The sequence below is a fragment of the Aeromonas sp. MR19 genome (assembly GCF_963899305.1).
GTDB classification, from domain to species: Bacteria; Pseudomonadota; Gammaproteobacteria; order Enterobacterales; family Aeromonadaceae; genus Aeromonas; species Aeromonas bestiarum.
Map to the genome: position 1 here is coordinate 30,020 of NZ_CAWQWZ010000054.1, position 24,261 is coordinate 54,280.

Annotated in this window: 23 protein-coding genes and 1 pseudogene; 14 read left to right on the forward strand and 10 right to left on the reverse strand. The window is 59.3% G+C overall.

Annotated features, from left to right (window positions below):
• Positions 1-69 precede the first annotated feature (69 nt).
• Positions 70-756, forward strand: a complete 687-nt coding sequence (locus tag AACQ95_RS21820; RefSeq protein WP_241279952.1) for a response regulator — start codon at positions 70-72, stop codon at positions 754-756.
• Between the two features lie 30 nt (positions 757-786).
• On the opposite strand, the gene AACQ95_RS21825 is transcribed toward AACQ95_RS21820, so the two are convergent.
• The 4 genes from AACQ95_RS21825 to AACQ95_RS21840 are packed head-to-tail and all read right to left on the reverse strand — an operon-like array spanning position 787 to position 5,760.
• Positions 787-1,983: a hypothetical protein gene (locus AACQ95_RS21825; protein WP_241279953.1), complete on the reverse strand. Its 1,197-nt coding sequence runs from the start codon at positions 1,981-1,983 to the stop codon at positions 787-789.
• Positions 1,984-2,004: 21 nt separating this feature from the next.
• Positions 2,005-4,446, reverse strand: a complete 2,442-nt coding sequence (locus tag AACQ95_RS21830; protein WP_103471483.1) for a fimbrial biogenesis outer membrane usher protein — start codon at positions 4,444-4,446, stop codon at positions 2,005-2,007.
• Positions 4,447-4,506: 60 nt separating this feature from the next.
• Positions 4,507-5,007, reverse strand: a complete 501-nt coding sequence (locus tag AACQ95_RS21835) for a CS1 type fimbrial major subunit (protein ID WP_241279955.1) — start codon at positions 5,005-5,007, stop codon at positions 4,507-4,509.
• A 30-nt stretch (positions 5,008-5,037) separates the two neighbouring features.
• A complete protein-coding gene (locus AACQ95_RS21840) occupies positions 5,038-5,760 on the reverse strand; it encodes a hypothetical protein (protein WP_103471485.1) in 723 nt (240 codons plus the stop codon).
• Between the two features lie 238 nt (positions 5,761-5,998).
• On the opposite strand from AACQ95_RS21840, the gene AACQ95_RS21845 reads away from it, so the two are divergent.
• From AACQ95_RS21845 to AACQ95_RS21860, 4 genes and pseudogenes are all read left to right on the forward strand, one after another.
• Positions 5,999-6,736, forward strand: coding sequence for an EAL domain-containing protein (locus AACQ95_RS21845; RefSeq protein ID WP_042867016.1), 738 nt, complete (start codon positions 5,999-6,001; stop codon positions 6,734-6,736).
• A gap of 238 nt (positions 6,737-6,974) precedes the next feature.
• Entirely contained in the window at positions 6,975-8,336 is a 1,362-nt protein-coding gene (trhP, locus tag AACQ95_RS21850; protein WP_005311829.1) for a prephenate-dependent tRNA uridine(34) hydroxylase TrhP, read from the forward strand.
• A gap of 1 nt (position 8,337) precedes the next feature.
• Positions 8,338-8,586: a YfhL family 4Fe-4S dicluster ferredoxin gene (locus AACQ95_RS21855; protein ID WP_021140912.1), complete on the forward strand. Its 249-nt coding sequence runs from the start codon at positions 8,338-8,340 to the stop codon at positions 8,584-8,586.
• Between the two features lie 18 nt (positions 8,587-8,604).
• A pseudogene (locus AACQ95_RS21860) lies at positions 8,605-8,688 on the forward strand (YfhL family 4Fe-4S dicluster ferredoxin); the annotation flags it as partial.
• Positions 8,689-8,765: 77 nt separating this feature from the next.
• On the opposite strand, the gene alr reads toward AACQ95_RS21860, so the two are convergent.
• A complete protein-coding gene (alr, locus tag AACQ95_RS21865; RefSeq protein ID WP_043135075.1) occupies positions 8,766-9,839 on the reverse strand; it encodes an alanine racemase in 1,074 nt (357 codons plus the stop codon).
• Positions 9,840-10,000: 161 nt separating this feature from the next.
• A complete protein-coding gene (gene dnaB, locus AACQ95_RS21870) occupies positions 10,001-11,395 on the reverse strand; it encodes a replicative DNA helicase (protein ID WP_043554690.1) in 1,395 nt (464 codons plus the stop codon).
• A gap of 442 nt (positions 11,396-11,837) precedes the next feature.
• On the opposite strand from dnaB, the gene AACQ95_RS21875 reads away from it, so the two are divergent.
• From AACQ95_RS21875 to AACQ95_RS21900, 6 genes are all read left to right on the forward strand, one after another.
• Positions 11,838-12,692, forward strand: coding sequence for a Tim44 domain-containing protein (locus tag AACQ95_RS21875; RefSeq protein WP_042867014.1), 855 nt, complete (start codon positions 11,838-11,840; stop codon positions 12,690-12,692).
• Between the two features lie 198 nt (positions 12,693-12,890).
• The gene (locus AACQ95_RS21880; RefSeq protein WP_241279957.1) at positions 12,891-14,456 is read left to right on the forward strand and encodes an EAL domain-containing protein; all 1,566 of its coding nucleotides are present in this window, start codon (positions 12,891-12,893) and stop codon (positions 14,454-14,456) included.
• A gap of 223 nt (positions 14,457-14,679) precedes the next feature.
• Complete coding sequence (locus AACQ95_RS21885) at positions 14,680-16,518, forward strand: bifunctional metallophosphatase/5'-nucleotidase (protein WP_241279958.1); 1,839 nt, start codon at positions 14,680-14,682, stop codon at positions 16,516-16,518.
• Between the two features lie 86 nt (positions 16,519-16,604).
• Positions 16,605-16,943: a DUF2956 domain-containing protein gene (locus AACQ95_RS21890; protein ID WP_241279960.1), complete on the forward strand. Its 339-nt coding sequence runs from the start codon at positions 16,605-16,607 to the stop codon at positions 16,941-16,943.
• Positions 16,944-17,093: 150 nt separating this feature from the next.
• Positions 17,094-17,429: a hypothetical protein gene (locus tag AACQ95_RS21895; protein ID WP_042035006.1), complete on the forward strand. Its 336-nt coding sequence runs from the start codon at positions 17,094-17,096 to the stop codon at positions 17,427-17,429.
• Positions 17,430-17,542: 113 nt separating this feature from the next.
• The gene (locus AACQ95_RS21900; RefSeq protein WP_241279962.1) at positions 17,543-18,412 is read left to right on the forward strand and encodes a tetratricopeptide repeat protein; all 870 of its coding nucleotides are present in this window, start codon (positions 17,543-17,545) and stop codon (positions 18,410-18,412) included.
• 241 nt (positions 18,413-18,653) lie between these two features.
• Here the strand turns inward: AACQ95_RS21900 and AACQ95_RS21905 are convergent, their stop codons facing one another.
• Positions 18,654-20,057 carry a sigma-54-dependent transcriptional regulator gene (locus AACQ95_RS21905; RefSeq protein WP_241279963.1) on the reverse strand — a complete coding sequence of 468 codons (1,404 nt, stop codon included), beginning with the start codon at positions 20,055-20,057 and terminating at the stop codon, positions 18,654-18,656.
• 151 nt (positions 20,058-20,208) lie between these two features.
• Positions 20,209-21,015: an FKBP-type peptidyl-prolyl cis-trans isomerase gene (gene fkpA / locus AACQ95_RS21910; RefSeq protein WP_043554684.1), complete on the reverse strand. Its 807-nt coding sequence runs from the start codon at positions 21,013-21,015 to the stop codon at positions 20,209-20,211.
• A gap of 119 nt (positions 21,016-21,134) precedes the next feature.
• On the opposite strand from fkpA, the gene AACQ95_RS21915 reads away from it, so the two are divergent.
• A complete protein-coding gene (locus AACQ95_RS21915; protein ID WP_043135080.1) occupies positions 21,135-22,103 on the forward strand; it encodes a WD40 repeat domain-containing protein in 969 nt (322 codons plus the stop codon).
• A 14-nt stretch (positions 22,104-22,117) separates the two neighbouring features.
• Positions 22,118-22,333: a SlyX family protein gene (locus AACQ95_RS21920; RefSeq protein ID WP_011704936.1), complete on the forward strand. Its 216-nt coding sequence runs from the start codon at positions 22,118-22,120 to the stop codon at positions 22,331-22,333.
• A gap of 84 nt (positions 22,334-22,417) precedes the next feature.
• Here the strand turns inward: AACQ95_RS21920 and AACQ95_RS21925 are convergent, their stop codons facing one another.
• Together AACQ95_RS21925 and AACQ95_RS21930 are read right to left on the reverse strand one after the other, a co-directional pair.
• Positions 22,418-23,053, reverse strand: coding sequence for an FKBP-type peptidyl-prolyl cis-trans isomerase (locus tag AACQ95_RS21925; protein WP_241279964.1), 636 nt, complete (start codon positions 23,051-23,053; stop codon positions 22,418-22,420).
• A gap of 157 nt (positions 23,054-23,210) precedes the next feature.
• Positions 23,211-23,417, reverse strand: a complete 207-nt coding sequence (locus AACQ95_RS21930; RefSeq protein WP_042035019.1) for a YheV family putative zinc ribbon protein — start codon at positions 23,415-23,417, stop codon at positions 23,211-23,213.
• A 39-nt stretch (positions 23,418-23,456) separates the two neighbouring features.
• Between AACQ95_RS21930 and AACQ95_RS21935 the strand changes: the two genes are divergently transcribed.
• Entirely contained in the window at positions 23,457-24,143 is a 687-nt protein-coding gene (locus tag AACQ95_RS21935) for a hypothetical protein (protein WP_241279965.1), read from the forward strand.
• Positions 24,144-24,261: the final 118 nt, after the last annotated feature.

Consider the following 24,261-nt stretch of genomic DNA (forward strand, 5'->3'; position numbering starts at 1 on the left):
AATCCTGAAAGAAATGACATCATATAAACGCTCGAAAAAATGCGGTGCGCAAAGTAGTATAGAAATGAGATGTTTGATAGTTTAAATATTATTCACTGTTTTATATGGGGCTCACCTATGTCTTTCAAGATCATTCTTGCCGACGATCACCCGCTCATACTGACCGGGATCCGCAGCCTTATTGCACATAATCAACCTGGTTGCGAGGTTGTTGCCGAGGCGCATCAAGTCTCCGAACTATTAAACACATTGCAGCAACATAGTTGCGATCTGTTGATCACCGATTTCAGCATGCCAGGGGATGAGCGCAGCGATGGCTTGACCATGATCCAGCAATTGAAACGGGATTATCCCACCCTGCCTATTATCGTGCTGACCCAGATCCACAATGCCGGTATCTTGCAGTCACTGCTCCAATTGGGAGTGAGCGGTGTTCTGCTCAAAAAAGCGGTGATCAGTGAATTGTCCGATGCCATCCGCCAGATATTATCCGGCCACAGCTATATCGGCAGTTCGGTGAAAAACCTGTTGGCTGAAGCTGGCCTGGACCACCAGACCGGCCTAGCGCAACTCACCCCCAAGGAGAGTGAAGTGGTACGGCTCTTGGCCGGTGGCATGTCAGTCACCCAGGTGGCCGAGTACCTGCACCGCAGCGTCAAGACCATCAGCACCCAGAAAAAAAGCGCCATGCTGCGGCTCGGCCTGCAAAGCGATAGCGCCCTGTTTCACTATGCCAAAGAGCAAGGGCTAGTCTAATAGATGATAAAAGCCATCTGCTTTCCCATCTTAAATCGTGGCATCAAAAATAATGGTTACCTTTCCCTTATATGTTCCTCCAGGACGTTTCATCATCTCCTTTAATACTTGAGAGTCTGTTATTTTGAAAGAAAAAAAACGGTCAGCATTCACGGCGGGCGTGCCATCAACAGATGGCGCAAAAACAAGGCCTGCAGTGGTAGTAGTAATTAATGAATAATCTCGCCAATAGACATGAATTGGCACTAAATGCCCATCTTTAGTATTTTTAATAAAACATTCACTACCATTTGGATATTCACAACTCAATGTAACTTTTATCTTCGATGAAAACCATATTCTGTAGTGTAAGTCAGCCCTAAGCGATGATGGCACTCTATTTTTACCTCTATAAATCCAGTCACTCCATCCTCCAGGAGGGAGCAATACGACCTTATCTCCACCGGGAGGAAAGTCTATCTTTATTTGATGACGGACCTTCATAGTAAAGTTAATTGTCAGCTGGCTATCTGAATATGTGCCATTACCAAAATCTAGATCCTTGTTCCGGCCAATCGATAAGACCAAACTTCCTTTATAAACACCATTCTCCATTTTCAGAGGATCAGGCGCTTTTAATTTATAGCCAAGATATATCTTTTTTAACGCGGTGCTCTTGCTGGAAAAAGTAGTTTTAAATTTATTATGATAACATTTCCCACCAGCCAGCTGATTCTCAGGTTTTATATCATAGAGATAATGAACCTGAGATGGGCTAGCATAAGTATTCAGAGAGTGTTGACAATCTCCATCAATGTGATCCAACCAGTCTGTATTGTTTACAAGCGCTTCCTTTGCAATATTTGGACTCATTAGTGCGCCAATCTTGGTAAAAAAAAACTTTAATGGATATGATTTTCCGCTGTTTTGATGAACAAGAGAAACATCACGAGCACCAACAAATGCTAGGTAAGTAAGTGCATCTATCAAGTTATTATTATTTTTTACTACACGATCTATTGTTATTGATATAAATAATGGCTGTGACTGGTCTACTGTCGATGTGTCACTACACCAAAATCCAGACCAGGACTCACTAAGACAAGGCGTTGTATTAATGAATTTCCCATAACCTACTTCATAAGCAGCGGGGTTATATTCTGCTGTCACATCGATAGATGCTGCCTGCACGGGTAACCCAAACAGCACGACTAGCCACAAACCATAATGCATCACATCGGCTCTCATTATCTCTTCCTGCTTAAGCACTTATTGACTGGCCCAGGCCTGGGCACTGCAAACCAGATCGCCCAGTAACAACACTTCTTGCTGGCGCTCTGCTCGGGCCGTATCCAGCGACAGATCGCACTGCTGCGACCCCTGATACTCCACCTGCAAGCTGGGATTGTGCTCGCTCATCTCCACCGCAAAGAAGCCATCTGCCTCGCTGACGGTGCGGCCCGCATGGTTGACCACCATGGCCCCTTTCAATGGCATCCCCTGCCCATCCAGCAGGCGACCTATCACTGTCACTGTCTTCATCACACGGACCTGGTGATAAGCGACTCCGCCCTTGTTGAGATGATAGGGCAAGACGTTGGGACGAATGGTCATGGAAGGGGCATTCTGCCCGGCCATATCCAGCTGCACGGCGCCACTGCGATAGGCGGTGACGGGTATCAGGTTGCGACCAGGCCGTAACCTGATATTGCCCCCCTGATCGTCATCGGCGCGCAGGGTCAGCTCGGGTATATCGGACTCCACATCCACTATCATGCCCGCCTCGTGCCCTTGCGACTGGCCGCTCATGATCAGGCGGCCCTCATCGCCAAACGCCAGGGTACTGTCAAGGTTGATCCCCCCGCTCAGCGCTCGGTTATAGGAAGACGACTGCAGGTGAGCATCACCGCTGACCAAGGCCCCCTGAAACCTGGCATAGCCTGCCGTGCCGACACCGTAGCTGTCGGTGGTCAGGTTGGCCCCCACGCTCTGCAGGGCGCCCCACTCCAGCTGTTGCTGGTACCCGAGGGAGGCGTTGCGCTCCTGCCCGCCGGAGCGGGAGGTGCGGCTGCCGATGCCGATGGCCAGCAGGCTGCGCTCTCCCCCCAGGTTCATGCTCAGGGAGAGCATGCCACCCCTGTCCCTCGCATGATCGGTACTGATACTGCCCGGCCGGTCGAACACCGTCAGGTTCCAGCTCACCGTCTGACCAAGCAGATCGCCGTTGTAACGCCAGCCCAGATCGGCCCCCAGCCCACGCCCCACCTGGTGTGCCAGATAGAGGTTGGCGGAGTGGCGCTCATCGAGCCGCTGCTGCAACGACAGGTTGCTCTGCTTGAGGTCGCGGCTCTCCTCCCCGACTTGTCCCTGCTGGCGCTGCTGCTGATGGCTCAGCACCAGGCTGCCTTCGCCATAGTGGTACAAAGCCTGCAGATCGAAGCCGCTGCCCAGCGCCTGTGTCGCCATCAGGTTGCCAAACAGCCGCCACTGATCATTCAGGCTCCAATCGGCCGAGAGACCGTGCTGCCAGCGCTGGTCGATATACTGACTGGATGCCCCGACGATCACCGAAGGGGTGAGCAGATGGTTGAGCATGACGCCGCTGCTCAGGGGCCGGGCCGTCTCCTCTTCCCAGTTGCTGAACAAGCGGGTCTGCTGGCCCACAAACAGGTTGAAGCGCCAGCTTTCATCCGGGTTTTGCCAGTTCATCGGCTTGTAGATCATCTCTTTGCGCCGCTCGGTCACCTGACCATCTTCCAGCACCCGCAGCTCTACCTCATAGATGCCCGCCGGCAGTACCTTGGTATCCAGCGCCTGCAAACCCGAGATCACCTGCTGCGAGTTGATGAGCTGCCCATCCCGATAGATCTCGACCATGCCGGGTCGGCTCGGGGTGACATAGACAGGCGTGGTACTGGCCTGGCCCTGCTCTATCAACAGGGTGTCAGAGTCCCCCAGCATGACCCCCAGCACAGTCGGGGTTCCGCCGCCAAACAGGGTGGGCTGACGTACCAGCCCCTGGGCATAGGGCGAGAAGTAGCCCAGCCGGTAGAAGCGCCCCTCTCCCTCACGCTCGGCATAAAGTTGCTGCACATGGTGCTGCGCCGCCTGCCCGCTGCCGGATTGGCTTACTTCCCCCTCCAGCAGCGGGGTCCACTGGCCTATGCTGCCCTGCGCCATCAGGTTGTAACGGCCACTGCGCTGCTCCCCGTCCCCCTGGGTCAGGTTCAACTGGTGACGCAACAGGGCGCCATAGCTGCCCCCGCTGGGCAGGCTGTGATAACGGCTCAGCGGCTGCCCCTTCTCGGCACCGGCCGTCAGCACCGAGAGCTGGGAGTTCTCCAGGCTGTACTCCAGCGCCAGCACCTCGTCGGCGCACAGGTTCTGACATGGGCCCAGTTGATGGGATACCGCCAGCACCTTGCTCCAGCGCTGGCGGGCGCGCTCGTCCAGCTCACTCTCGTGGCTGCTGGTCAGGGCCAGCAGTTGCACGCTGGTGTCTTTGCCCAGCACTATCTCGCCTTCCCCCAGCAGTTGCCCATCCACCAGGATGCGCACCGCCAGCGGGACGCCGAAGAAGTGATCGGCAAAGCCATCAGGCAAATCTTCTGCTTGTTGCAGCAGATCAAGGGGTTGTGCAATGCGCCCCCCCGTGGCCCAGGCAGGTACGCACAACACAACCAGGATCAGCAGGAAAGGCACATACAGCACAGCGATTCTCACTATTCAATCGACCGCTAAAAAAGCCCCTAGACCAAGGGGCTACTCCACTCAAGTTGCGGGAGGAGGGGGAGGCGGTGCTTCCGATTCAAACATCATGTTCACCACCCCCTGGTAGTTGCCTGGCTTGTAGCCGGCGACCGGGGCATCCGCCGGGATCACTTCCAACCCCAGCAACTTGCCAGTCCTGGCATCAGTTGCTGTCATCACCTCCGCCGAGGTGGTGCCCAAGGTAACGCCGCCAATCTTGACGGTCAGAGCGATGTTGTCATTGCCACTGGCCATCACGGCCGGGTTGGTCAGATAACCTTTAATCGCGCCTATGGTGCTCTTGACATCCAGCTGCTTGCTCAGCTTGTCCAGCTTCTTGGTATAAGGGTTGTAGGCCAGCTTCTGCGGCGTACTCATCCAGTTGTCCCCACCGGTCGGCTGCACATAGAAAGCCTCGGTCGGGATCTGGGCGGTCACAGTGACCTGATGCTCAATACGTTCGGCAGCCATCAGATTGGCCGATACCAGCATTGCCAGAGGCGCAGCTATCCATACTTTCATCACTCTCTCCTCGCTCGGATATATGAAACATCAGTGACCAATCACCATGTTTCTGCTCTTGTCACCCTCAATCAGTTCAAACCGATAAAGGTGATCGCTCTTTTTCATCAGTTGCTTCTGCATATTTGGCAACAGATGGATTTTGCTTGGGGTGGAACAGTTGTTCTTCCGCCCATCACACTCCTCGAAAAAATCCAGCACTATGGTGGCATTGCCTTTATTCACGACAGTGGTCATGGTATTCGTCTTTATCAAGTGGGTATCAAAGCGACTCTCTTTTGGCATCACAAAAATAATGGCGCCAAAGCCGGTCAATATATTTACCCCGGCCGAGACTTGCTGATGATTTTCTTGAGCCATATTGGCATCCAGATCGAACCCGTCCTCCTGTTTTGGCAACACAGGAATAAAACGGACTCTGAAATAACGCTCCTTGTCCCGTTCCCCCATATACAACAACCGTGTTGCCTGCACCCCGTTGGCCGGAATAATCATGCGGGAGGGGCTGGCGATCAGCGCCCGGCGTCCCTCTGTCAGCTCCGGCGACTCATGAGGTTGACCGGCTTCGTTATAAGTTATTTCGTGAATCGCCACCTTGACAAAGGCGGTCGCATCACCCTGATTTCGAATGCGTTTTAAATAGGTGCTTTGCTGGCCTGACATATAGTCATAAAGCGTGCCTATGCTGATTTCAGCCGATGCCAGCGCGTTGCCGCTGAATATCAGCGACAAGATAAAATATATTTTCTTCATGACGATTCCAGACTAGTTTTTACATGCAGTGGTTTGTCTTATCAAGATGGTTGATTAGCAAAAGACGAACTGGCTGCATATCACTGGAGCCAGTCTATTTAGAACCAGGGGGAAAGTTAATCAGAATAATCCTATATTGACTTGGCAACTTCAGCCGTATTATCAGAGCATTCCTACAGAGCATTCCCCCACCCCTCCTGTATTATGCGCAGCCATATCCGTCTATCAGGTGAGTGCCATGTTTGCGTTCAAAGAAGAGTATCCGATGAGTGACATGGCAACCGTGGCGGTGGCCGAGGTGGCAGTGCCCTTTTACCAGCCGATCATAGGCCGCGACCGTCAGGTCAAAGGCTATGAGGTACTGGCCCGGCGCTGGGATCCGGCGCAGCAGAGTTATCAGGGCATCGACTTTCTCTCCCTCAGCCAGGATGAGTCCCTGCATGTGGATATCGTCATGCTCAGGGCCATCATGCGCGATCTGCCTACCCTGGCGAAGGGCGGACCCTATGCCCTCTCCATCAACCTCAACCCCATGCTGTGCAGCAAGACCTATCAGAATCTCTTGCTGCTGGTGCTACTCCAGGCTAGCAAAGCAGGAATCGAGATCTGGTTCGAGGTGCTGGAGCACGCCCCGCTGCACAGCAAGCACAGGGCACTGATCGAGGTGCTGCGCGCTCATGGCGCCCACATCGCCTGCGATGACTTCGGCACCCAGGAGTGCAACTTCCAGCGGATGATGGCGCTGCCCTACGAGATCATCAAGCTGGATCGCTCCCTGCTGCTGCAGGCGGCGCGCACGCCCCACGCCTTCAAGATGCTGACCGGTCTGGTGGAGTACCTGCAGCGGCTCGGCATGAAGGTGGTGTGTGAAGGGGTCGAGACCCTGCAACATATCGAGATTGCCAACCGGCTCGGCTGCGACTACCAGCAGGGCTACGCCTACGCCATGCCCTCCCCCCTCTCTCGCTGGGCCTGATCGGGCCGGACATTCATCGCGACTCGCGCCGGCAACCATTGCCTGCCAAATTGCATGATGGCGTGGGGGCGAGTACAATCTCGCACCCCGTATATCAGGTGCATCCCCTGTGATCCTGCATAATGATGTACGCCATCGGGTAGTTGTGGCGCGAGCGCCGTCTCGCACCACGGCTCAACCAATCCGGCGCCATCAGGTGGCGCCGTCCTGATTTGCAATCAGATACTAAGAGTCCAACATGTTCAGACCAGAATTGCTCTCCCCCGCCGGGACCCTCAAGAATATGCGTTACGCCTATGCCTATGGCGCCGACGCCGTCTATGCGGGCCAGCCGCGTTACAGCCTGCGGGTACGCAACAACGAATTCGATCACGAAAATCTGCAGCTCGGCATCAACGAGGCCCACGCGCTGGGCAAGCAGTTCTATGTGGTGGCCAATATCCAGCCCCACAACTCCAAGCTCAAGACCTTCATCCGCGACATGCGCCCCGTGGTGGAGATGAAGCCGGATGCGCTGATCATGTCAGACCCGGGTCTCATCATGATGATGCGCGAAGCCTTCCCGGATATGCCCATTCACCTCTCGGTGCAGGCCAACGCGGTCAACTGGGCGACGGTGAAGTTCTGGCATCAGATGGGCCTGACCCGCGCCATCCTCTCCCGCGAGCTGTCGCTCGACGAGATCGAAGAGATCCGCATGCAGGTGCCGGAGATGGAGCTGGAAGTGTTCGTCCACGGCGCCCTCTGCATGGCCTACTCAGGCCGCTGCCTGCTCTCCGGTTACATCAACAAGCGCGACCCCAACCAGGGTACCTGCACCAACTCCTGCCGCTGGGAGTACAAGGTGCACGAGGGCAAGGAAGATGACGTGGGCCAGATAGTCCACCGCCAGGAGCCCATCGCAGTGCGCCCGGACAACACCCTGGGGCTCGGCAAGCCAAGCGATGCCCTGGTGCTGCTGGAAGAGTCCAACCGTCCCGGTGAATACATGACGGCGTTCGAGGATGAGCACGGCACCTACATCATGAACTCCAAGGATCTGCGCGCCGTCGAGCACGTGGAGCGCCTGACCAAGATGGGGGTGCATTCGCTCAAAATTGAAGGCCGTACCAAGTCCTTCTACTACTGCGCCCGCACCGCCCAGGTCTATCGCAAGGCCATCGACGATGCAGTCGCCGGCCGTCCGTTCGATCCGACCCTGATGGGCACCCTCGAAAACCTGGCCCACCGTGGCTACACCGAGGGCTTCCTGCGCCGTCACAACCACAGCGAGTACCAGAACTACGATTACGGCTACTCCGTCTCCGACACCCAGCAGTTCGTCGGCGAGATCACCGGTCGCCAGGGCGACATGGTGGAAGTGGAAGTGAAGAACAAGTTCCTGGTGGGCAACAGCCTGGAGCTGATGACGCCGCAGGGCAACGTCAGCTTCAATCTGGAGCAGATGCAGAACCGCAAGGGCGAGCTCATCGACACGGCGCCGGGCAACGGCCACGTGGTCTATGTGCCTGTCCCCAAAGAGATCGACATCAACTACGGCATACTGCTGCGCAACCTCGGCGATCGCCAGGACACCCGTCAGCCGCACTCGGCGGCCTGATATGTCCCTGCTCATCACCGACAAGTGCATCAACTGCGACATGTGCGATCCCGAGTGTCCGAACCAGGCAATCAGCTTAGGGGAGGAGATCTACGAGATAGATCCCAGTCGCTGCACCGAGTGCGTCGGTCACTATGAGAAGCCGACCTGCATCAGCGTCTGCCCCATCGATTGCATCATCTGGGATCCCGCCCACGTGGAGACCGAGGAGCAGCTGCTGGAGAAGTTTGTGCGGATGCACCGGCAGTAGCATCAGCGTCTGCGGCTCATAGACTGCATCATCCGGGATCCCGCCCACGTGGAGACCGAAGAGCAGTTGCTGGAGAAGTTTGTGCGGATGCACCGGCAGTAAACGGTCGGCCGGTAGCAACAACGTCATAGAAAAAAGCCCCGCATGCGGGGCTTTTTTACGTTTGGTGCCGGCCGAGCCTAGACGTATTCCATAAAGACCCGGGAGGTAAGCTTGGTGATGAGCTCGTAGGGGATGGTGCCAATCTCGTCGGCGACCCGCTCCACCGGCAGCCCCTCGCCCCAGAGCACGGCTTCGTCCCCGGCCTTGTCGGTGGCGCCCGGCCCCAGGTCCACTGTGGTCATGTCCATGGAGACGCGGCCCACCAGCGGCACTATGCGACCATTGACCAGCACTGAGGTGCCGTTGGGCGCCATGCGCGGATAGCCATCACCGTAGCCGATGGCGATGACGCCGAGCCGGGTATCCCGGTCAGACACCCAGTTGGCACCGTAGCCCACAGGTTCGCCCGCCTTGTGATCCCGCACCGCGATGAGCTGGGTCTTCAAGGTCATCACGGGTTGCAGGTCGTAATCCGCCGCCACCGTATTGGGGAAGGGAGATACGCCATACAGGATGACGCCGGGGCGCACCCAGTCGCAGTGCGAATCGGGCCAGGCCAGGATCCCCGCCGAGTTCGCCATGGCCCGCTCGCCCGCCAGCGGGGCGGTCAATTTGCTGAACAGGTCGATCTGCTCGCGGGTGGTAGCTTGTTCGAGCTCATCGGAGCGGCTGAAGTGGGTCATGATGTTGAACGGCTGCACCACGTTCTTGCACCTGGCGAGGCGCGCGATAAAGGCGGGCATCTCATCGGCGCGCACCCCGAGCCGGTGCATGCCGGTGTCGAGCTTGAGCCAGGCCACCACGGGGGCGGGCAACTCGGCCTGCTCCAGCGCTTCGAGCTGCTCCCAGGTGTGCACCGCCGTCTGCAGGTTGTTGGCGGCCAGCACCGGCAGGTCCGCGCTCGAGAAGAAACCCTCCAGCAGCACGATCGGTTTGACCACGGCGCAGGAGCGCAGCATCAGCGCCTCTTCGATGCGGGCCACCGCATAGGCGTCGGCATCCACCAGGGTGCGGGCGACCGGTAGCAGGCCATGGCCATAGGCGTTGGCCTTGACCACGGCGATGATCTTGCAATCGGGGGCGTGCCGTTTGACCACGGCGAGGTTGTGGCGCAGGGCCGCTGTATTGATTTGAGCAATTGCCGCTTTCATCTGTTTTCCCTTACGAGGGCATGATGGCGCGTGAATGCGCCAGGCACCGTGTGGTGTCAGCCCTTAATTGTCATCGTCTAAGGCCGGACCGGCATAATTGTCGAACCGGGAAAACTGTTTCAGGAACCAGGGTTGGCATCCGTACAAGAGCCATCCCCAGATTAGTAGTCATCATCAAACGCCGGGCCGGCATAGTTGTCGAACCGGGAGAACTGCCCCTGGAAGGTAAGCCGTACTCTTCCGATCGGGCCGTTACGCTGCTTGCCTATGATGATCTCGGCGATCCCCTTGTCGGGGCTGTCATCGTGATACACCTCATCACGGTAGATAAACATGATCAAATCCGCGTCCTGCTCGATGGAGCCGGATTCCCGCAGATCCGAGTTGACCGGGCGCTTGTCGGCGCGCTGTTCCAGGCTTCGGTTCAGCTGGGAGAGCGCCACCACAGGGCACTGCAGCTCTTTCGCCAGCGCCTTGAGGGAGCGGGAGATTTCACCGATTTCCAGGGTCCGGTTGTCGGAGAGCGCAGGCACCCGCATCAGCTGCAGGTAGTCGATCATGATCATGGAGAGGCCGCCGTGCTCACGGGCGATGCGGCGCGCGCGGGAGCGCACGTCGGTCGGGGTGAGGCCGGAGGCGTCATCTATGTACATCTTGCCCTTCTCGAGCAGCAGCCCCATGGTGGAGGAGAGGCGCGCCCAATCTTCGTCGTCAAGCTGACCGGTCCGCACCTTGGTCTGGTCGATACGCCCGACCGAGGCGAGCATACGCATGATGATCTGCTCGGAGGGCATCTCCAGCGAGAAGATGAGTACCGGTTTGTCGGCGGTGAGCGCCGCGTGCTCGCACAGGTTCATGGCAAAGGTGGTCTTGCCCATGGAGGGACGGGCCGCCACGATAATCAGATCCGAGCGCTGCAGACCGGCGGTCATCTTGTCGAGATCCCCGTAACCGCTGGAGACCCCGGTCACCCCGTTGTGGGGGGTCTTGAACAGCTCTTCAATCTTGTCGACCGTCTGCTCGAGGATCAGCTTGAGCGGCTGCGGCCCCTCGTTGGCGCTGGTGCGCTGCTCGGCGATCTGGAACACCTTGCTCTCGGCCAGATCGAGCAGATCGCCCGAGGTGCGTCCCTGCGGCTCGTAGCCTGCTTCGACTATCTCGTTGGCGACCGAGATCATCTCCCGCACCACCGCCCGCTCACGCACGATCTCGGCGTAGGCATTGATGTTGGCGGCACTCGGGGTGTTCTTGGCGATCTCCACCAGATAGGCGAAGCCACCGGACTCTTCCAGCTGCTCCGAGCGTTCCAGCTCCTCCTGCAGGGTGATGAGATCGATGGGGTTGCCCACATTGGAGAGGCGGGTCATGGCCTGGAAGATCAGCCGGTGAGGACGGCTGTAGAAATCCTTGTCGATCACCCGTTCGGCGACCCGATCCCAGGCGTCGTTATCCAGCATCAGGCCGCCCAGTACGGACTGTTCGGCCTCAAAAGAGTGGGGAGGGACTTTCAGCTGTTGTGTCTTGGCGTCTTTTTTCGCCGTCACTTGCTCTGCCATACACATAAAAACCGCAGCGGGAAGGGGACGGGAATTTTACAAAAGAAACCCCGCCATCGCGAGTGCTAATGCACGCTATTCACTTCTGTCTGGTGCAACCCTCCTCCTGATGCTGGCTGGCACCGCTTGCCGATGAACTGTGCCAGGGGATCACCCCGGCTTCATACCATGAGGAAGGGCCAGACCAGGGTCTGGTCATGGGGCTTGGCTCTCGCCTTGTTGCGCAGCTTGCGCTCCTTGCGGCTCGGTCGTCGACTTTTCATTGCGCTGCTCCTCTGATGCCCCCGATCGGGACAATCTGTTCATGAATAATTCATGCCAACCATGTTAATCATAGTCGCAAGCTGCAATACAACGAGGGACAGGCAGCCTGCCATGCGCCTCGCTGAGCTTGCCAAAGCAGAGCATGCCCCACCCACTGATGAGAGTGAAAAGAGTCAAAATGAAAAAGATGCTGACCCTGTTTGCCGTGATCCTGGCCATTGGCCTGGGGGCACCCATTGCCGAAGCCAAGAAGTTTGGCGGCGGTAAATCCTTTGGCAAGAGCTACAAGACGGCTCCGGCCCAACCGGCGGCCAAGCCCGTCGACACCAAGAACCCGGCGGTCGGGGCTCAGGCCGCACCGAAGAAGGGTGGCATGATGGGCGGTCTGCTCGGCGGCCTGCTGGCCGGTGGCCTGTTCGCCTACCTGCTGGGTAGCGGCGCCTTCGAAGGTCTGCAAGGCATGGACATGCTGCTGATCGCCGCCCTGGCGCTGGGCGCCGTCTTCCTGTTCCGTGCCATGCGCAGGAGCAAGGCGGCCTCGCCCCAGCCACAGGCAGCCTACGCCGGCTATCAGCCGCCGTCGGCCGCCCCCCAGCAGTTCGAGCAGAGCAACAGTGCGCCGCAAGCAACCGGCTTTGCCGACAGCGACGTGCCCTTCCGTCTGCCGCCAGGTTTTGACATGAACGGTTTCCTGTCAGGTGCCCGTGATCACTACCGCACCCTGCAAGAATCCTGGAATAAAAACGATCTGGAAAAGGTACGCGAGTACGTGAGCCCCGAGCTGTTCGAGCAGCTCAAAGCCGAACGTGCCGAGCTGACCGGTGAACAGCATACCGAAGTCATGTATGTGGATACCCAGCTGGTACGTGCCGACTACGGCAGTGACTGGGCCCAGGTCAGCGTGCGCTTCAGCGGCCGCTACATGGATCGCCAGGAGCAGGTCGAGGAGGACATCAAGGAGGTGTGGCACCTCGAACGCAACCTGGCCAAGGACAATGCGCCCTGGCACATAGTCGGCATCGAGCAGCTGTAAGCACTCCCTTGTCTGCGATGACAACAGAGGCGGCCCCGGGCCGCCTCTGTTATTTTTGAGTCCCCATCTCCCCTCTCTGCCTCCCTCCCCCTGAACCTCCCTGCCATTGACACCCCGTGGTGGCTATGAGAATGGTGCCTGATTGTGTAGTATGACCGACCTTTTTTTGTTCAATTTCCGTTCACCGAGGCGTGGTCCATGGCTCTCTCTTTTCTGCGTCACAGCAACCTGCCTCGTCTGCTGGCCAGCCTGCTGTGCTGCGCCTCCTTGATCCTCGTCTCCCTCGCCACCCTCTACTGGCAGACCTGGTCTCTGACTCGCCAGCAGGCACAGACCGCCGCAGAGCGCGCCATGGTGCAGATCGACAGCGCCCTGCGCCACTCGACCCAGGCGGCAAGGGCCGCCCTGCCGCTGGCGAGCCGACCCTGTGCCGAGGTTGCCCGCGAGCTGCGGGTGCTGGTCGCCACCTCTCCCTATGTGCGCTCGGTCAACCTCTCCCGCCACGGCCGCCTCTACTGCTCCTCCATCTTCGACGAGATAGACCTGAGCGATGAGCTGCAAGACGGCCAGCACGAGCGGTTCAAGCTCAGCGCAGTCACCCGGCTCGGGCGCAAGCCCTCGCTGCTGTTCTATCACCTGAGTGAAGGGGATCATTCGGTGATGGTCGCCATCAACCCCTACCACCTGAGCAAACCCTTGCAGTGGCGGCTCGCCGGCGCCCATAGCTGGGTGCAGATCGGCGAACAGTGGCTCGACCTCCAGGGCAAGATCCACGACGGCCAGCCCCCAAGATTGCGGGGATTCAACTATCGGCTCAACTCGACCGAGTTCGACTACAGCCTCAACCAGGGATTCCCCTTGCATGCAGTGCTGGCCCTGACCCTGCAAAAGCAGGGCGCCCTCATCATTCTGATCCTGACGCTGGGCGGCCTGGCCGGCCTCGCCACCTACCGCTGGTGGAGCCATATCTCGACCCCGACCCTGGAACTCAAGCGCGCCATCATCAAGCAGGAGTTCATCCCCTATCTGCAACCCATCGTCTTCAGCAGGAGTGGCCAGCTGCATGGCTGCGAAGTGCTGATGCGCTGGCAACACCACCGCCAGGGGCTGATCCGGCCGGATCTCTTCATCCCGCTGGCGGAGGAGAGCGGCCTCATCATACTCATGACCCAGACCCTGATGCAGCAGGTGCGCCTGCAGTTCGCCCCCCACGCGGCTCAGCTGCCGACCCGCTTTCACTTCGGCTTCAACATCTGCGCCCAGCACTGCCAGGATCTGAGCCTGATCGATGACTGCCGCGTCTTCCTCGCCGCCTTCGCCGGCAATCCGATAACCCTGGTGCTGGAGCTGACCGAGCGGGAGCTGATCCCCCCCAGCCAGCTGACCGACCGGCTGTTTGGCGAGCTGCGGCAGATGGGGGTCAAGATAGGGCTGGACGACTTTGGCACCGGCCACTCCAGCCTCACCTATCTGCAGCAGTTTCACGTGGATTATCTCAAGATCGATCAGAGCTTCGTCGCCATGATAGGCACCAATGCCCTCTCCCGTCATATTCTTGACAGCACCATCAGCCTGGCCACCCGGCTGGGGCTGGAGACCATAGCCGAAGGGGTCGAGACCCAGGAGCAGGCGGACTTCCTGACCGAGCGCAACGTCAACTACCTGCAGGGCTATCTCTATGGCCGCCCGCTCACCCCGGCGCAGTTTCTGCGACTGCTGCCCGCCGTCACCACAGAGCCGGCGGCCCGGCCCGGCAGAGCCTGATCCCTGATACAGCCAGCCGCAGATACGGTGATGTGAAACTTGTCATTAGTCTGTAGTCATGGCGTTGCGCAATCTCGCAAACGTTTGTTCGCTTTATTAATGTGCAGTAGCTCAAAGGAATCAGCTCTCTTTATTTCCAATTATTGCTTTTTGCCTAGAATCGCCACACTCCTGTCATGCAGGAACGATATACAGGACAATAACAACAAGAGGATTATTACCGATGAAGAAGACGCTACTGGCCGTCACCGTCTCTATTACCCTGTTCGGGCTGACCGCCTGCAATTCAGAAAACAGCAGCAAGGAACATATTCCGCTGGATCTGACCATTGCCCACATCAATGATACCCACGCCCACCTGGACCCGACCGAAAATGCGCTGGCCATCCAGCCCACCGGCCAGGAGCTGTTCAAGTTCAACGCCAAGCTGGGCGGCTATCCCCGCCTGAAGTTCAAGCTGGACGAGCTGCGCAGCCAGGCTGCCAATGAAGGCCGCAACTTCATGGTGCTCAACGGTGGCGATGCCTTCCAGGGCACCCTCTACTTCACCCAGTTCAAGGGGGAAGAGGAGTCTCGCCTGCTCTCCGACATGGGCATAGATGCCATGGTGCTGGGCAATCACGAATTCGATCTGGGCAACCAGGCTATTAAAGATTTCGTCTCACGGGTGAATTTCCCTGTATTGGCTTCCAATATGGTGAAATCCAGTAGCGCCACCCTGAAAGACAGTGAAAATATTCATGAATATGTCATTAAGGAAGTAAATGGCGAGAGCGTGGGTATTTTCGGGCTGGTGCTGGAAAATATGCATGACATCTCTTCACCGGATACCGATACCCAATTCCTGCCGATGATTGAGACCGCCCAGAAAATGGTCGACACCCTCAAGTCAAAAGGCGCCAACAAGATCATCATGGTCACCCATATCGGGCTGCAAAATGACCAGGCCGTCGCCAAGGCGGTCAACGGTATCGACCTGATCGTCGGCGGTCACTCCCAGACCTTCCTTGGCGACATCAACGAGATCAACAGCGTCGGCTACACGGCTCACAACCAGAACCCGGCCGACGACAACACCTATGCCCAGCTGATCAACAATCCGGACGGCGGCAAGACCTGTATCGTGCAGGCCGGCGAATGGGCCAAGGGCTATGGCCTGGTCAATGTCTCCCTGAGCAAGGAAGGCCAGATCACCAAGTGCGAGGGTCGCAACACCCTGATGACAGGCGACGACTTCACCAAGGAAGTGGCCAAGAAGAAGGTGCCCTTGACCGGCAACGAGCAGACCAACGTGGTCGACTTCATCACCAAGTCACCCGTCATCGAAATCGTGCCGGAAAACACCGCCATGCGCGATGTGATCGACACAGAGTACAAGCCGGCCGTGGCCGAGCTCGAGGCCAAGATCATCGCCGAGGTGCCGACCAAGCTGCCCCACGTGCGCGTGCCGCTCACCCCGGATGGCGCGGGTCTGATCGATCCCCTGGTGGCCGAATCCCTGTACTGGAAGCTCAACAAGCTCAACACCAAGGTCGACTTCACCATCCAGAACGCCGGTGGTGTGCGCGCCGATGTGAACGCGGGCCCGCTCTCGGTCGGTTACGTGATGGGCACCCTGCTGCCGTTTGGCAACAAGATCGCCGCCTTCAACCTCAAGGGCAAGGACGTGCGCGCCACCCTGGAGTACGCCGTTGACTATTCCATCGGCCTGGAGACCGGGATCGGCGCCTCCAGCGGTGCCTTCCCCTACGTCGGCCACCTGAGCTACAGCTATGACGGCAAACTGGCCAAGGGTTCCCGCATCACCAAGCTGGAGCTGCTGGATGCCAACGGCCAGTGGCTGCCGCTGGACGACGAGAAGGTGTACCGGGTCGGTGCCAACACCTATATCGCCTCCGGCAAGGATGGCTACAACGGCCTGCTCAAGCGCGAAGAGCTGCCCAACAAGGGTGACTATGTCGACTCTGGCGTCGGTGAGAACGAGATGTTCATGGAGTACGCCGAGTCCCAGGGCACCCTCAATCCGCTGCCCTATGCAACCGTGACCTACAACAAGCCCTGATCCGGCTCACAACCTGCTACAACGGCGCCTGAGGGCGCCGTTTTTATGGCATACTCCCCGCCAATCGATGCCGAGGAGACCCTTTGATGGCGAAGTACGACAAGATATCCCCCGAGACCCAGCAGGATGCGCTGAAGATCGCCCGCGCCAACCAGAAGCCGGGACAGACCAAGGAGCAGACCCAGCTGATCACCCAGGGGATCCAGAAAGGCATAGACGAGTACAAGAAACAGATGAAGGCACGGGCCCGGGAGGCCAGTCGCCAGAAAAAGTTGCAGAGCAAGGCGAAGCAGCAACCGCACACCGAACAGGTAGAGGAGAGCGAGATCGAACTTGTCGAGGTCTCCCGCCAGCACCCCCTGCCCTGGCTCCTCTTGCTGTTGAGCTGGCTGGGCTTTGCCGCCGCCTGGTTCTGGTTGCACTGATCCTCCGATGGCAAGGTGTTGCCAGGGGTTGCTTCCAAAGCTTGAACCCGCGCCACGGCGCCTCGCCGGCCAGGGCTGATCCCATACCGCCGGTCCTGTGCGATGACTGAACCCCGACCCCATTTACCCACCGTCTGGAGAACACCAACCATGAACCCGGCTCCGCTCTATCTGCTGGCACCTCTGGTGCTGTTTATCGTGACTCTGGTGCTCTATCGCATCTCGCCGCTGCGGGCCGTCGCCGCCGGCAGCGCCCGCTGGTTTATCCTGCCCGCCTTCACCCTGTTTATCCTGCTGATCATCATCAATGGGGCGGCGGATCCAAGCCTGCGCAACCCGGCCTTTCACTGGCTGATGCCGGGGCTCGGCTTTGCGCTCAGCCTGTTTCCGGCCCTGCCCAAGGCACTGGTGCCGCGCCTGGCGATCAAGGAGGGGGCCTTTGCCGCCCTCGGCCTGATGCTGATGAGCCTGGCCATGGTCTACTGACCGGCTGGCCGCTGGTGCGAACATGACTCAAGGGGCACTCTGTGACGGGTGCCCCTTGTACAAACAATGGCCTGCAGGCATCTTGGTGAGTGGATAGCCAGCAAGGAGGCCAAATGGACAATCCGCCCGATTTCATGGCGCAGTGGGATTACAAGGATCCCGCCGCCAGCGCCCTGCGCTTTCATGCTCTGTTGCCCGAGGTGCGTGCCGCCGCCGACCTGCAACTCGAACTGGAGCTGCTCACCCAGATAGCCCGCACCCATTCGCTGCAACGCCAGTTTGCCGAGGCGCACCAGCTGCTCGACGAAATAGAGCCCCGCCTCACCGATGCCACCCCGCGAGCCCGCCTTCGCGCCCTGCTGGAGCGCGGCCGCACCTTCAACTCCGCCGGCGACAAGGCCAGTGCCAGAACCCTGTTCGAGCAGGCCTGGCAGCAGGGGCTCAAAAGCAAGGAGCTCTATCTCGCCATCGATGCGGCCCACATGGTGGCCATAGCCGCACCGCTGGAGGAGCAGAGCCGCTGGCACCAGCTGGCGATGGAGTTGGCGGAGCGCAGCCAGGATAAAAAAGTGCGCGGCTGGCTGCCCAGCCTCTACAACAATCAGGGCTGGACCCTGTTCGAACTGGGCCGCCTGGAAGAGGCCCGCCAGTGTCAGCAAAAATGCCTGGCCTGGCACGAACAGCACAACAACCCGGCCAAGGCCTTCATCGCCCGCTGGAGCCTGGCGCGGCTGACCCGGGCACAGGGCTTGCACGAACAGGCGCTGGCCGAACTGACGCAGTTGCAGGCGGAGATGGTGGAAGCCGGCGAGCCGGAGGATGGCTATCTGTTCGAGGAGCTGGGGGAAAATGCACTGGTACTGGCTGACCCGGCCGCGGCCGAATACTTCGCCCGTGCCTGGTTTCTGCTGTCACAGGATCGCTGGCTCAAGGCTAACGAGGCGGAGCGGCTGGCCAGGCTCAAGCAGTTGGCCAAGCTCTAGCAAACAACCTCTAGCAAAACAGCGGGGCGGCCAGTTGGCCGCCCCGAACACTTCACTCCCAGAGTGACGAATACCATATCGGCCCCCATCTCAGACCAAACTCGCCTCTTCCCAGCTCTGTTTCTTGCGATAGATGGGAGGATTGGGGGGCTGATCTCCAGCCGCGCCGCCTTGGGGATATTGCCGTCACAGCTGGCGATGGCCTGCTCTATGGCGAGGCATTGACCACATGCCCCGCCATTCAAACCAGGCTAGCCTCTTCCCAGCTCTGCTTCTTGCGATAGATGGTGGATGGGCTGATCTCCAGCAGGGCCGCCGCCTTGGGGATATTGCCGTCACAGCTGGCGATGGCCTGCTCTATGGTCTCCTTCTCCACCAGCCAGAGCGGGCGGATCGGCGTATTGAGCAAAGGTGCGGCGCTGCCGCTGGCCGTGCTGGCTGGCGCCATGGCCGCCGTCAGGCCCCTGCGGCCGCTGAGCGGCGGCGGCAATATGTCCGGGCTCACCAGCTCGCGATCGTTGAGCACCACAATATTGCGCACCACGTTTTGCAGCTCGCGCACGTTGCCGGGCCAGGGGTAATCGAGCAGCACCCGCGCCGCCTCGGCATCGAAATCCTTGAAGCGCTTGTTCTCTTCCCTGGCGTAGCTCTGCAGCAGGTTGCGGGCCAGCAGCAGTATATCTTCGCCCCGCTCGCGCAGCGGCGGCAGGCTGAGGGGGATCACGTGCAACCGGTAGTAGAGATCCTCGCGAAAACGCCCCGCCTTCACCTCCACCAGGGGATCCCGGTTGGTGGCGCAGACGAAGCGCACGTCCACCGTCTCCAGCTTGCCGCTGCCGACCCGCTGCAGGGTGCCGGTCTGGATGAAGCGCAGCAGCTTGCTCTGCAGGTCGAGATCCATCTCGCAGATCTCGTCCAGAAACAGGGTGCCACCGTCCGCCAGACTGGCCGCCCCCTTGCGATCCCCCTGCGCGCCGGTAAAGGAGCCCTTCACGTGACCGAAGATCTCGCTCTCCATCAGGTCGTGGGGAATGGCGGCGCAGTTGAGCGCGATGAAGGGCTGTTCGCTGCGGGGACTGCACTGGTGAATGGCCTCGGCGCACACCTCCTTGCCGGTGCCGCTCTCCCCCGTGATGAACACGGTCGCCTTGCTCGGCGCCGCGCTCTCTATGATGCGATAGACGGCCTGCATCGGCATGGAGGCACCGATGAAACCGGCGAACGAGCTGCGCTCGAAGTTCTCCCGGTACTGGGCTACCAGCGAACTCAGCTGCTGATGCTTGAGGGCATTGCGGGCGGTGGCGCACAGCCGTTTGCCGTCGAACGGCTTGGTCAGGAAGTCGAAGGCGCCGAGGCGCATCGCCTCCACCGCCACGTCCACCGAGCCGTGGGCAGTGATCACCACCACCGAGCAGGGCAGTTGCTGCTCGGTGATCTGCTGCAGAATGTCCATGCCGGACATATCGGGCAGTTCGAGGTCAAGCAGCACCACGGGCGGCGGGCTGGTCAGCAGCTGCGCCAACGCCTGCTGACCACAATCGGCCAGCACTACCTCATAGCCATCCTGGGCCAGATACTGTTCATAGACCACCGCCAGACTGCGGGTATCTTCCACCAACAGGACTCGAGGTTTGCTTTCAGCCACGGGAGCCATCCTTGCAATTGATTTTGTTGTCTATTTCGGGTCTTGTACGCCATGTTAGCACAGTTGGCGACTCTCTCTTTTATCCCGCCATTCGCGGGGAGATACAAGTAAAAACGGCTCCCTAAGGAGCCGTTTTTTCAACGATGAGCGCTTACTTCTTGGCGTTGTCGCCATCGGCAGCCGGCTTCTCGATCGCCAGCAGCTCAACATCGAACACCAGCACGGCATTGGCCGGGATGGAGCCTGCACCGTGCTCGCCATAGGCCAGCTTGGACGGCAGGAAGAACTTGAACTTGGAACCCACCGGCATCAGCTGCACGCCTTCGGTCCAGCCCGGGATCACCTGGTTGAGCGGGAAGGTGGCCGGCTCGCCGCGATCGACGGAGCTGTCGAACTTGGTGCCGTCGGTCAGGGTGCCGGTGTAGTGAACCTTGACGATGTCGGTAGCCTTCGGCTTGGCGCCGGTACCCATCTTCTCGACCTGGTATTGCAGGCCGGATTCGGTGCTCTTCACGCCTTCTTTCTTGGCGTTGGCAGCCAGGTACTCTTCACCCTTCTTCTGGTTATCCACGGCATCCTTGTCAGCCTTGGCCTTGGTCAACTCGTTGATCTTGGCATCGTACTGCTGCAGAACCTTCTGGATTTCCTCGTCAGTCATCTTGGCTTCTTTGCCCAGGCCATCGGTCACACCCTTGAGGATGACGCCGTTGTCCAGTTTGATGCCGAGTTCCTGCTGACGTTCCAGGGTATTGGCGATATAACGACCCATGGAGAGGCCAATTGCATAGCCGGATTGCTCTTCAAAGCTCTTGGCATCAGCCTTGGGGGCCTCTGCCGGCTTGCTGGCTTCTGCCTTGACCTCTGCGGTATTCGCAGCAGTCTTCTCGTCTTTTTGGCAAGCAGTCAGACTCACGGCAACTGCCGCAGCCAACAGGGACACCTTCAGAAAATTGTTCATCAGTTTCTCCAAAACTCTAAATACCGCTCTCGGTTCCTTCGTGAAATGAGAGGTTTATCGTGATAAGCGCCTTATACTAACGCCGTGATCGCAGGTAACGAAAGCATGAGACAGGAAAAATGATAAAAAGTGCCATTTATCTCATCGGTATTTGCCTGATACTGACAGGTTGCGAACAGAGCTCACTGCCGGATCGACAAGTCACCCTCGCCAACCAGGGACTGCTGAGCGCCGATCTCGCCAGCGACGGCAAGCAGGCCATCGTCTCCAGCCTGAGCCAGGGCACAGTGGTGTGGGACCTGGAACAGGGCAAGGAGCGCTGGCGCTGGCGCCAGTCCGACAATCAGGACAACTTCGTCATCATCACCCGCTTCTCGGCAGACAACAGCCATGCCGTGACCGCCACCCTGGATACCTTCGCCATCTGGCGCCTGCAAGATGGTCAATCCCAAGGCTACTATTCGCTTCCTGAATCCAGGCTGAGGGACATAGCCCTGTCGGCCGATGGCCGTCAGGTGCTGATCGGCCGCGAAGATGGCAAGGCGGAGCTGGTCGATACCCGCACCGGCCGCAGGCTGCAGTTCCTCGGTCACACCGAGCAGGTCAATACGGTGGATCTCTCCGCCAATGGCCGCTACGCCCTCACCGGCGGCAACGACTACAGCGCCTATCTGTGGGATACCCGCTCCGGCCAGGTGGTGTGGCGATTCAACCACGCCGGCCGGGTGGTGATGGCGAGGCTGGATCCACAGGGCCGTTTCGCCTTCACCGCCGACAGCCGCCAAGCCAGCATCTGGGATCTGAAAACCGGCAAGGAGGTGAGCCGGCTGCAGTTTGATCACCGCTTCGAGGTTTACACCACGGCGCGCTTTGCCAACGACGGCAACTGGCTTATCACGGGCGCTCCCTCCCGTCAGCTCTCCCTGTGGCGGGTGAGCGATGGCAGCCTGCTGCAAAGCTGGCGCGTCTCGCCCCATCCCAGGGTGAAACCGCCGAGCGCAGTGGTCTACGGCGTGGCTTTGCGCGACAATAGCCACCTTGTCAGCGCCAGCTCCAGTGGCCTGGCCGAAATCTGGACTATCAAGTAAGGACCCAAAGGCCCATGAGTCAGCAACTTAACGATCGCCTCGAAACCCTGGAAAGCCGCCTCGCCTTCGCCGAATACACGGTGGAGCAGCTCAACGACGAGGTCACCACCCAGGGCCGCGAGCTGGATCGACTCAAGCATCAGATCCAGCTGCTGGTGGACAAGCTGCAGAGCGTGCAGCCGAGCCAGATCGCCAGCATGGCCGAAGAGACGCCGCCCCCGCACTACTGAGCCGCAACGCGGCCTCGCCACCCGGCCATAAAAAAACCCGCGCCAGGCGCGGGTTTTTTTATCGGGCTATGCCCAGGGCACAGATCAGTGCTGGTGACCCTTGCCACCGCAGCCGCCGCCACCGCAGCAACCGCCATGACCCTGCTCGTCGCCGTGGTCATGACCGTGATCGTGGCCATGGCCACCGCCGCAGCAACCGCCGTGCTCATGGTCGTGACCGTGGTCGTGGTCATGACCATGATCGTGACCGCAACCACCGGCACCGTGAACGTGGCCGTGAGCCAGCTCTTCGGCCGTGGCGGCACGCACGTCCTTGATCTCGACCTTGAAGCCCAGGGTCACGCCAGCCAGCGGATGGTTGCCATCCACCTTGACGAACTCTTCGGACACTTCGATGACGGTCACCGGGCGGTGGCCATCGTCAGTCTCGGCCACAAAAGTATCCCCTTCAGACACTTCCATGCCGTCAAACAGCTCGCCAGGTACTTCTTGCACCAGGCTTTCGTCGTATTCGCCATAGGCCTGGGTCGGTGCCAGCGTGACGTCGAACGCCTCGCCCACGCTACGGCCTTCCAGCTCGGCTTCGAGGCCGGAGACCAGATAACGGGTACCGTGCAGATACACCAGAGGCTCTTTACCGACAGTGGTGTCGATGACTTCACCGTGTTCGTCGGTGACTGTGTATTCCAGCGTAACCACGCTCAGGGGAGCTACTTTCATGTCAGGGATCCTGCGGATAGAAAAAAACGGGCCCAGAATACCTCAAAAAGGCGGCCAAGCATATGGCAGGCCCGGCTCAGTCGTGATGAAAAAGTCATCAATGTGAAGCGGCATGGGCCTGACCCGCACCTCGCCCCCGGGTATTGCGGCTGGACCCTCATTCGGGACGAAATACACCTATCACCTGTTCCGTCTCCCGGGTCACCTTGTCCACCTCGGCCTGGGTCTGCACCTGGGTATCACCGCAGTCGACACAGGTCACCTTCTCGACTCCATGCTCCATATACAGCATCATGGTGTCCATTTTGCCGCACGCCGGACAAACCGCACCGGCAATGAAGCGTTTTTTACGTCTGGTTTCCATTCTTGTTACCTCCAGGCAGCATCATATCAGGGTTTTTACATGCATCACTCCATCGAATGCCAGCATTTTTCCTCTCCGTACCTGCAAGTCGGCGGCCGCAAACGCACGCCGGTGGGCCAGTTGCTGCGGATAACCCGGGGCGCGGCACTGCTGCGACTCGGCCAGCATGAATTGCTGCTGACGGCAGGCAACAGCTTCTGGCTCTGCGCCGATGCCCTCGCCGCCTTCAGCCCGCTGGCGGGCTGCCACCATGATCTGCTGACCTGTTCCCTGCGGGTTGCCCAGCCAGCCCAGGCGGGCTGGTTGCAACCGACCCCGCTGCTGGATGCTCTGTTCGACAGCCTGGCCCAGTGGCTGCGCCCCCGCGACTGGCAAGGGGCCTATGGTCATCGCCTGCAGGTGATGCTCGACGAGTTGCAGGCCTGCCCCCTGTCGCAACACGCGGATCAGCAACTGCAAGGCGCCTGGCGCGCATTGATCAGCCAGCAAGCGGGCAGTGACGCCGCCTGGCAGGCCTGTCTCTCCCAGCGCGGGATCACGGATCCGGGCCTCGCGGCCGATGCCCTGAGCGCCCAGTGGCAGTTGCTGCAGGCGGTGCGCCTGCTCAGGAGCGGTAGCAAACGGGCGCAGGTGGTGAGCAAGCTCGGCTACCGGGATGAAGAGGCCCTCGCCCAGGCCTGCCAACGCTGGCTTGGCGCCAGCCTGGATGCACAGCAAGCCGCCTGACCCGGCGGGCCGAAAACCGGGCCGGCCAGGCGAAAAATGGGGGAAATGAGTCCAGTTTTGCGGCAAACGGCCGCTAATAACGGGAGGGTCATTTCTCCTATAATCCTTTATGCTAGGG

Bases quoted from the DNA above. Each gene is read 5' to 3' on its own strand.
- AACQ95_RS21820 (WP_241279952.1), top strand. From the start codon at position 70: ATGTTTGATAGTTTAAATATTATTCACTGTTTTATATGGGGCTCACCT.
- AACQ95_RS21825 (WP_241279953.1), bottom strand. From the start codon at position 1,983: ATGAGAGCCGATGTGATGCATTATGGTTTGTGGCTAGTCGTGCTGTTT.
- AACQ95_RS21835 (WP_241279955.1), bottom strand. From the start codon at position 5,007: ATGAAAGTATGGATAGCTGCGCCTCTGGCAATGCTGGTATCGGCCAAT.
- AACQ95_RS21840 (WP_103471485.1), bottom strand. From the start codon at position 5,760: ATGAAGAAAATATATTTTATCTTGTCGCTGATATTCAGCGGCAACGCG.
- AACQ95_RS21845 (WP_042867016.1), top strand. From the start codon at position 5,999: ATGTTTGCGTTCAAAGAAGAGTATCCGATGAGTGACATGGCAACCGTG.
- trhP (WP_005311829.1), top strand. From the start codon at position 6,975: ATGTTCAGACCAGAATTGCTCTCCCCCGCCGGGACCCTCAAGAATATG.
- AACQ95_RS21855 (WP_021140912.1), top strand. From the start codon at position 8,338: ATGTCCCTGCTCATCACCGACAAGTGCATCAACTGCGACATGTGCGAT.
- alr (WP_043135075.1), bottom strand. From the start codon at position 9,839: ATGAAAGCGGCAATTGCTCAAATCAATACAGCGGCCCTGCGCCACAAC.
- dnaB (WP_043554690.1), bottom strand. From the start codon at position 11,395: ATGGCAGAGCAAGTGACGGCGAAAAAAGACGCCAAGACACAACAGCTG.
- AACQ95_RS21875 (WP_042867014.1), top strand. From the start codon at position 11,838: ATGAAAAAGATGCTGACCCTGTTTGCCGTGATCCTGGCCATTGGCCTG.
- AACQ95_RS21880 (WP_241279957.1), top strand. From the start codon at position 12,891: ATGGCTCTCTCTTTTCTGCGTCACAGCAACCTGCCTCGTCTGCTGGCC.
- AACQ95_RS21885 (WP_241279958.1), top strand. From the start codon at position 14,680: ATGAAGAAGACGCTACTGGCCGTCACCGTCTCTATTACCCTGTTCGGG.
- AACQ95_RS21890 (WP_241279960.1), top strand. From the start codon at position 16,605: ATGGCGAAGTACGACAAGATATCCCCCGAGACCCAGCAGGATGCGCTG.
- AACQ95_RS21895 (WP_042035006.1), top strand. From the start codon at position 17,094: ATGAACCCGGCTCCGCTCTATCTGCTGGCACCTCTGGTGCTGTTTATC.
- AACQ95_RS21900 (WP_241279962.1), top strand. From the start codon at position 17,543: ATGGACAATCCGCCCGATTTCATGGCGCAGTGGGATTACAAGGATCCC.
- fkpA (WP_043554684.1), bottom strand. From the start codon at position 21,015: ATGAACAATTTTCTGAAGGTGTCCCTGTTGGCTGCGGCAGTTGCCGTG.
- AACQ95_RS21915 (WP_043135080.1), top strand. From the start codon at position 21,135: ATGATAAAAAGTGCCATTTATCTCATCGGTATTTGCCTGATACTGACA.
- AACQ95_RS21920 (WP_011704936.1), top strand. From the start codon at position 22,118: ATGAGTCAGCAACTTAACGATCGCCTCGAAACCCTGGAAAGCCGCCTC.
- AACQ95_RS21925 (WP_241279964.1), bottom strand. From the start codon at position 23,053: ATGAAAGTAGCTCCCCTGAGCGTGGTTACGCTGGAATACACAGTCACC.
- AACQ95_RS21930 (WP_042035019.1), bottom strand. From the start codon at position 23,417: ATGGAAACCAGACGTAAAAAACGCTTCATTGCCGGTGCGGTTTGTCCG.
- AACQ95_RS21935 (WP_241279965.1), top strand. From the start codon at position 23,457: ATGCATCACTCCATCGAATGCCAGCATTTTTCCTCTCCGTACCTGCAA.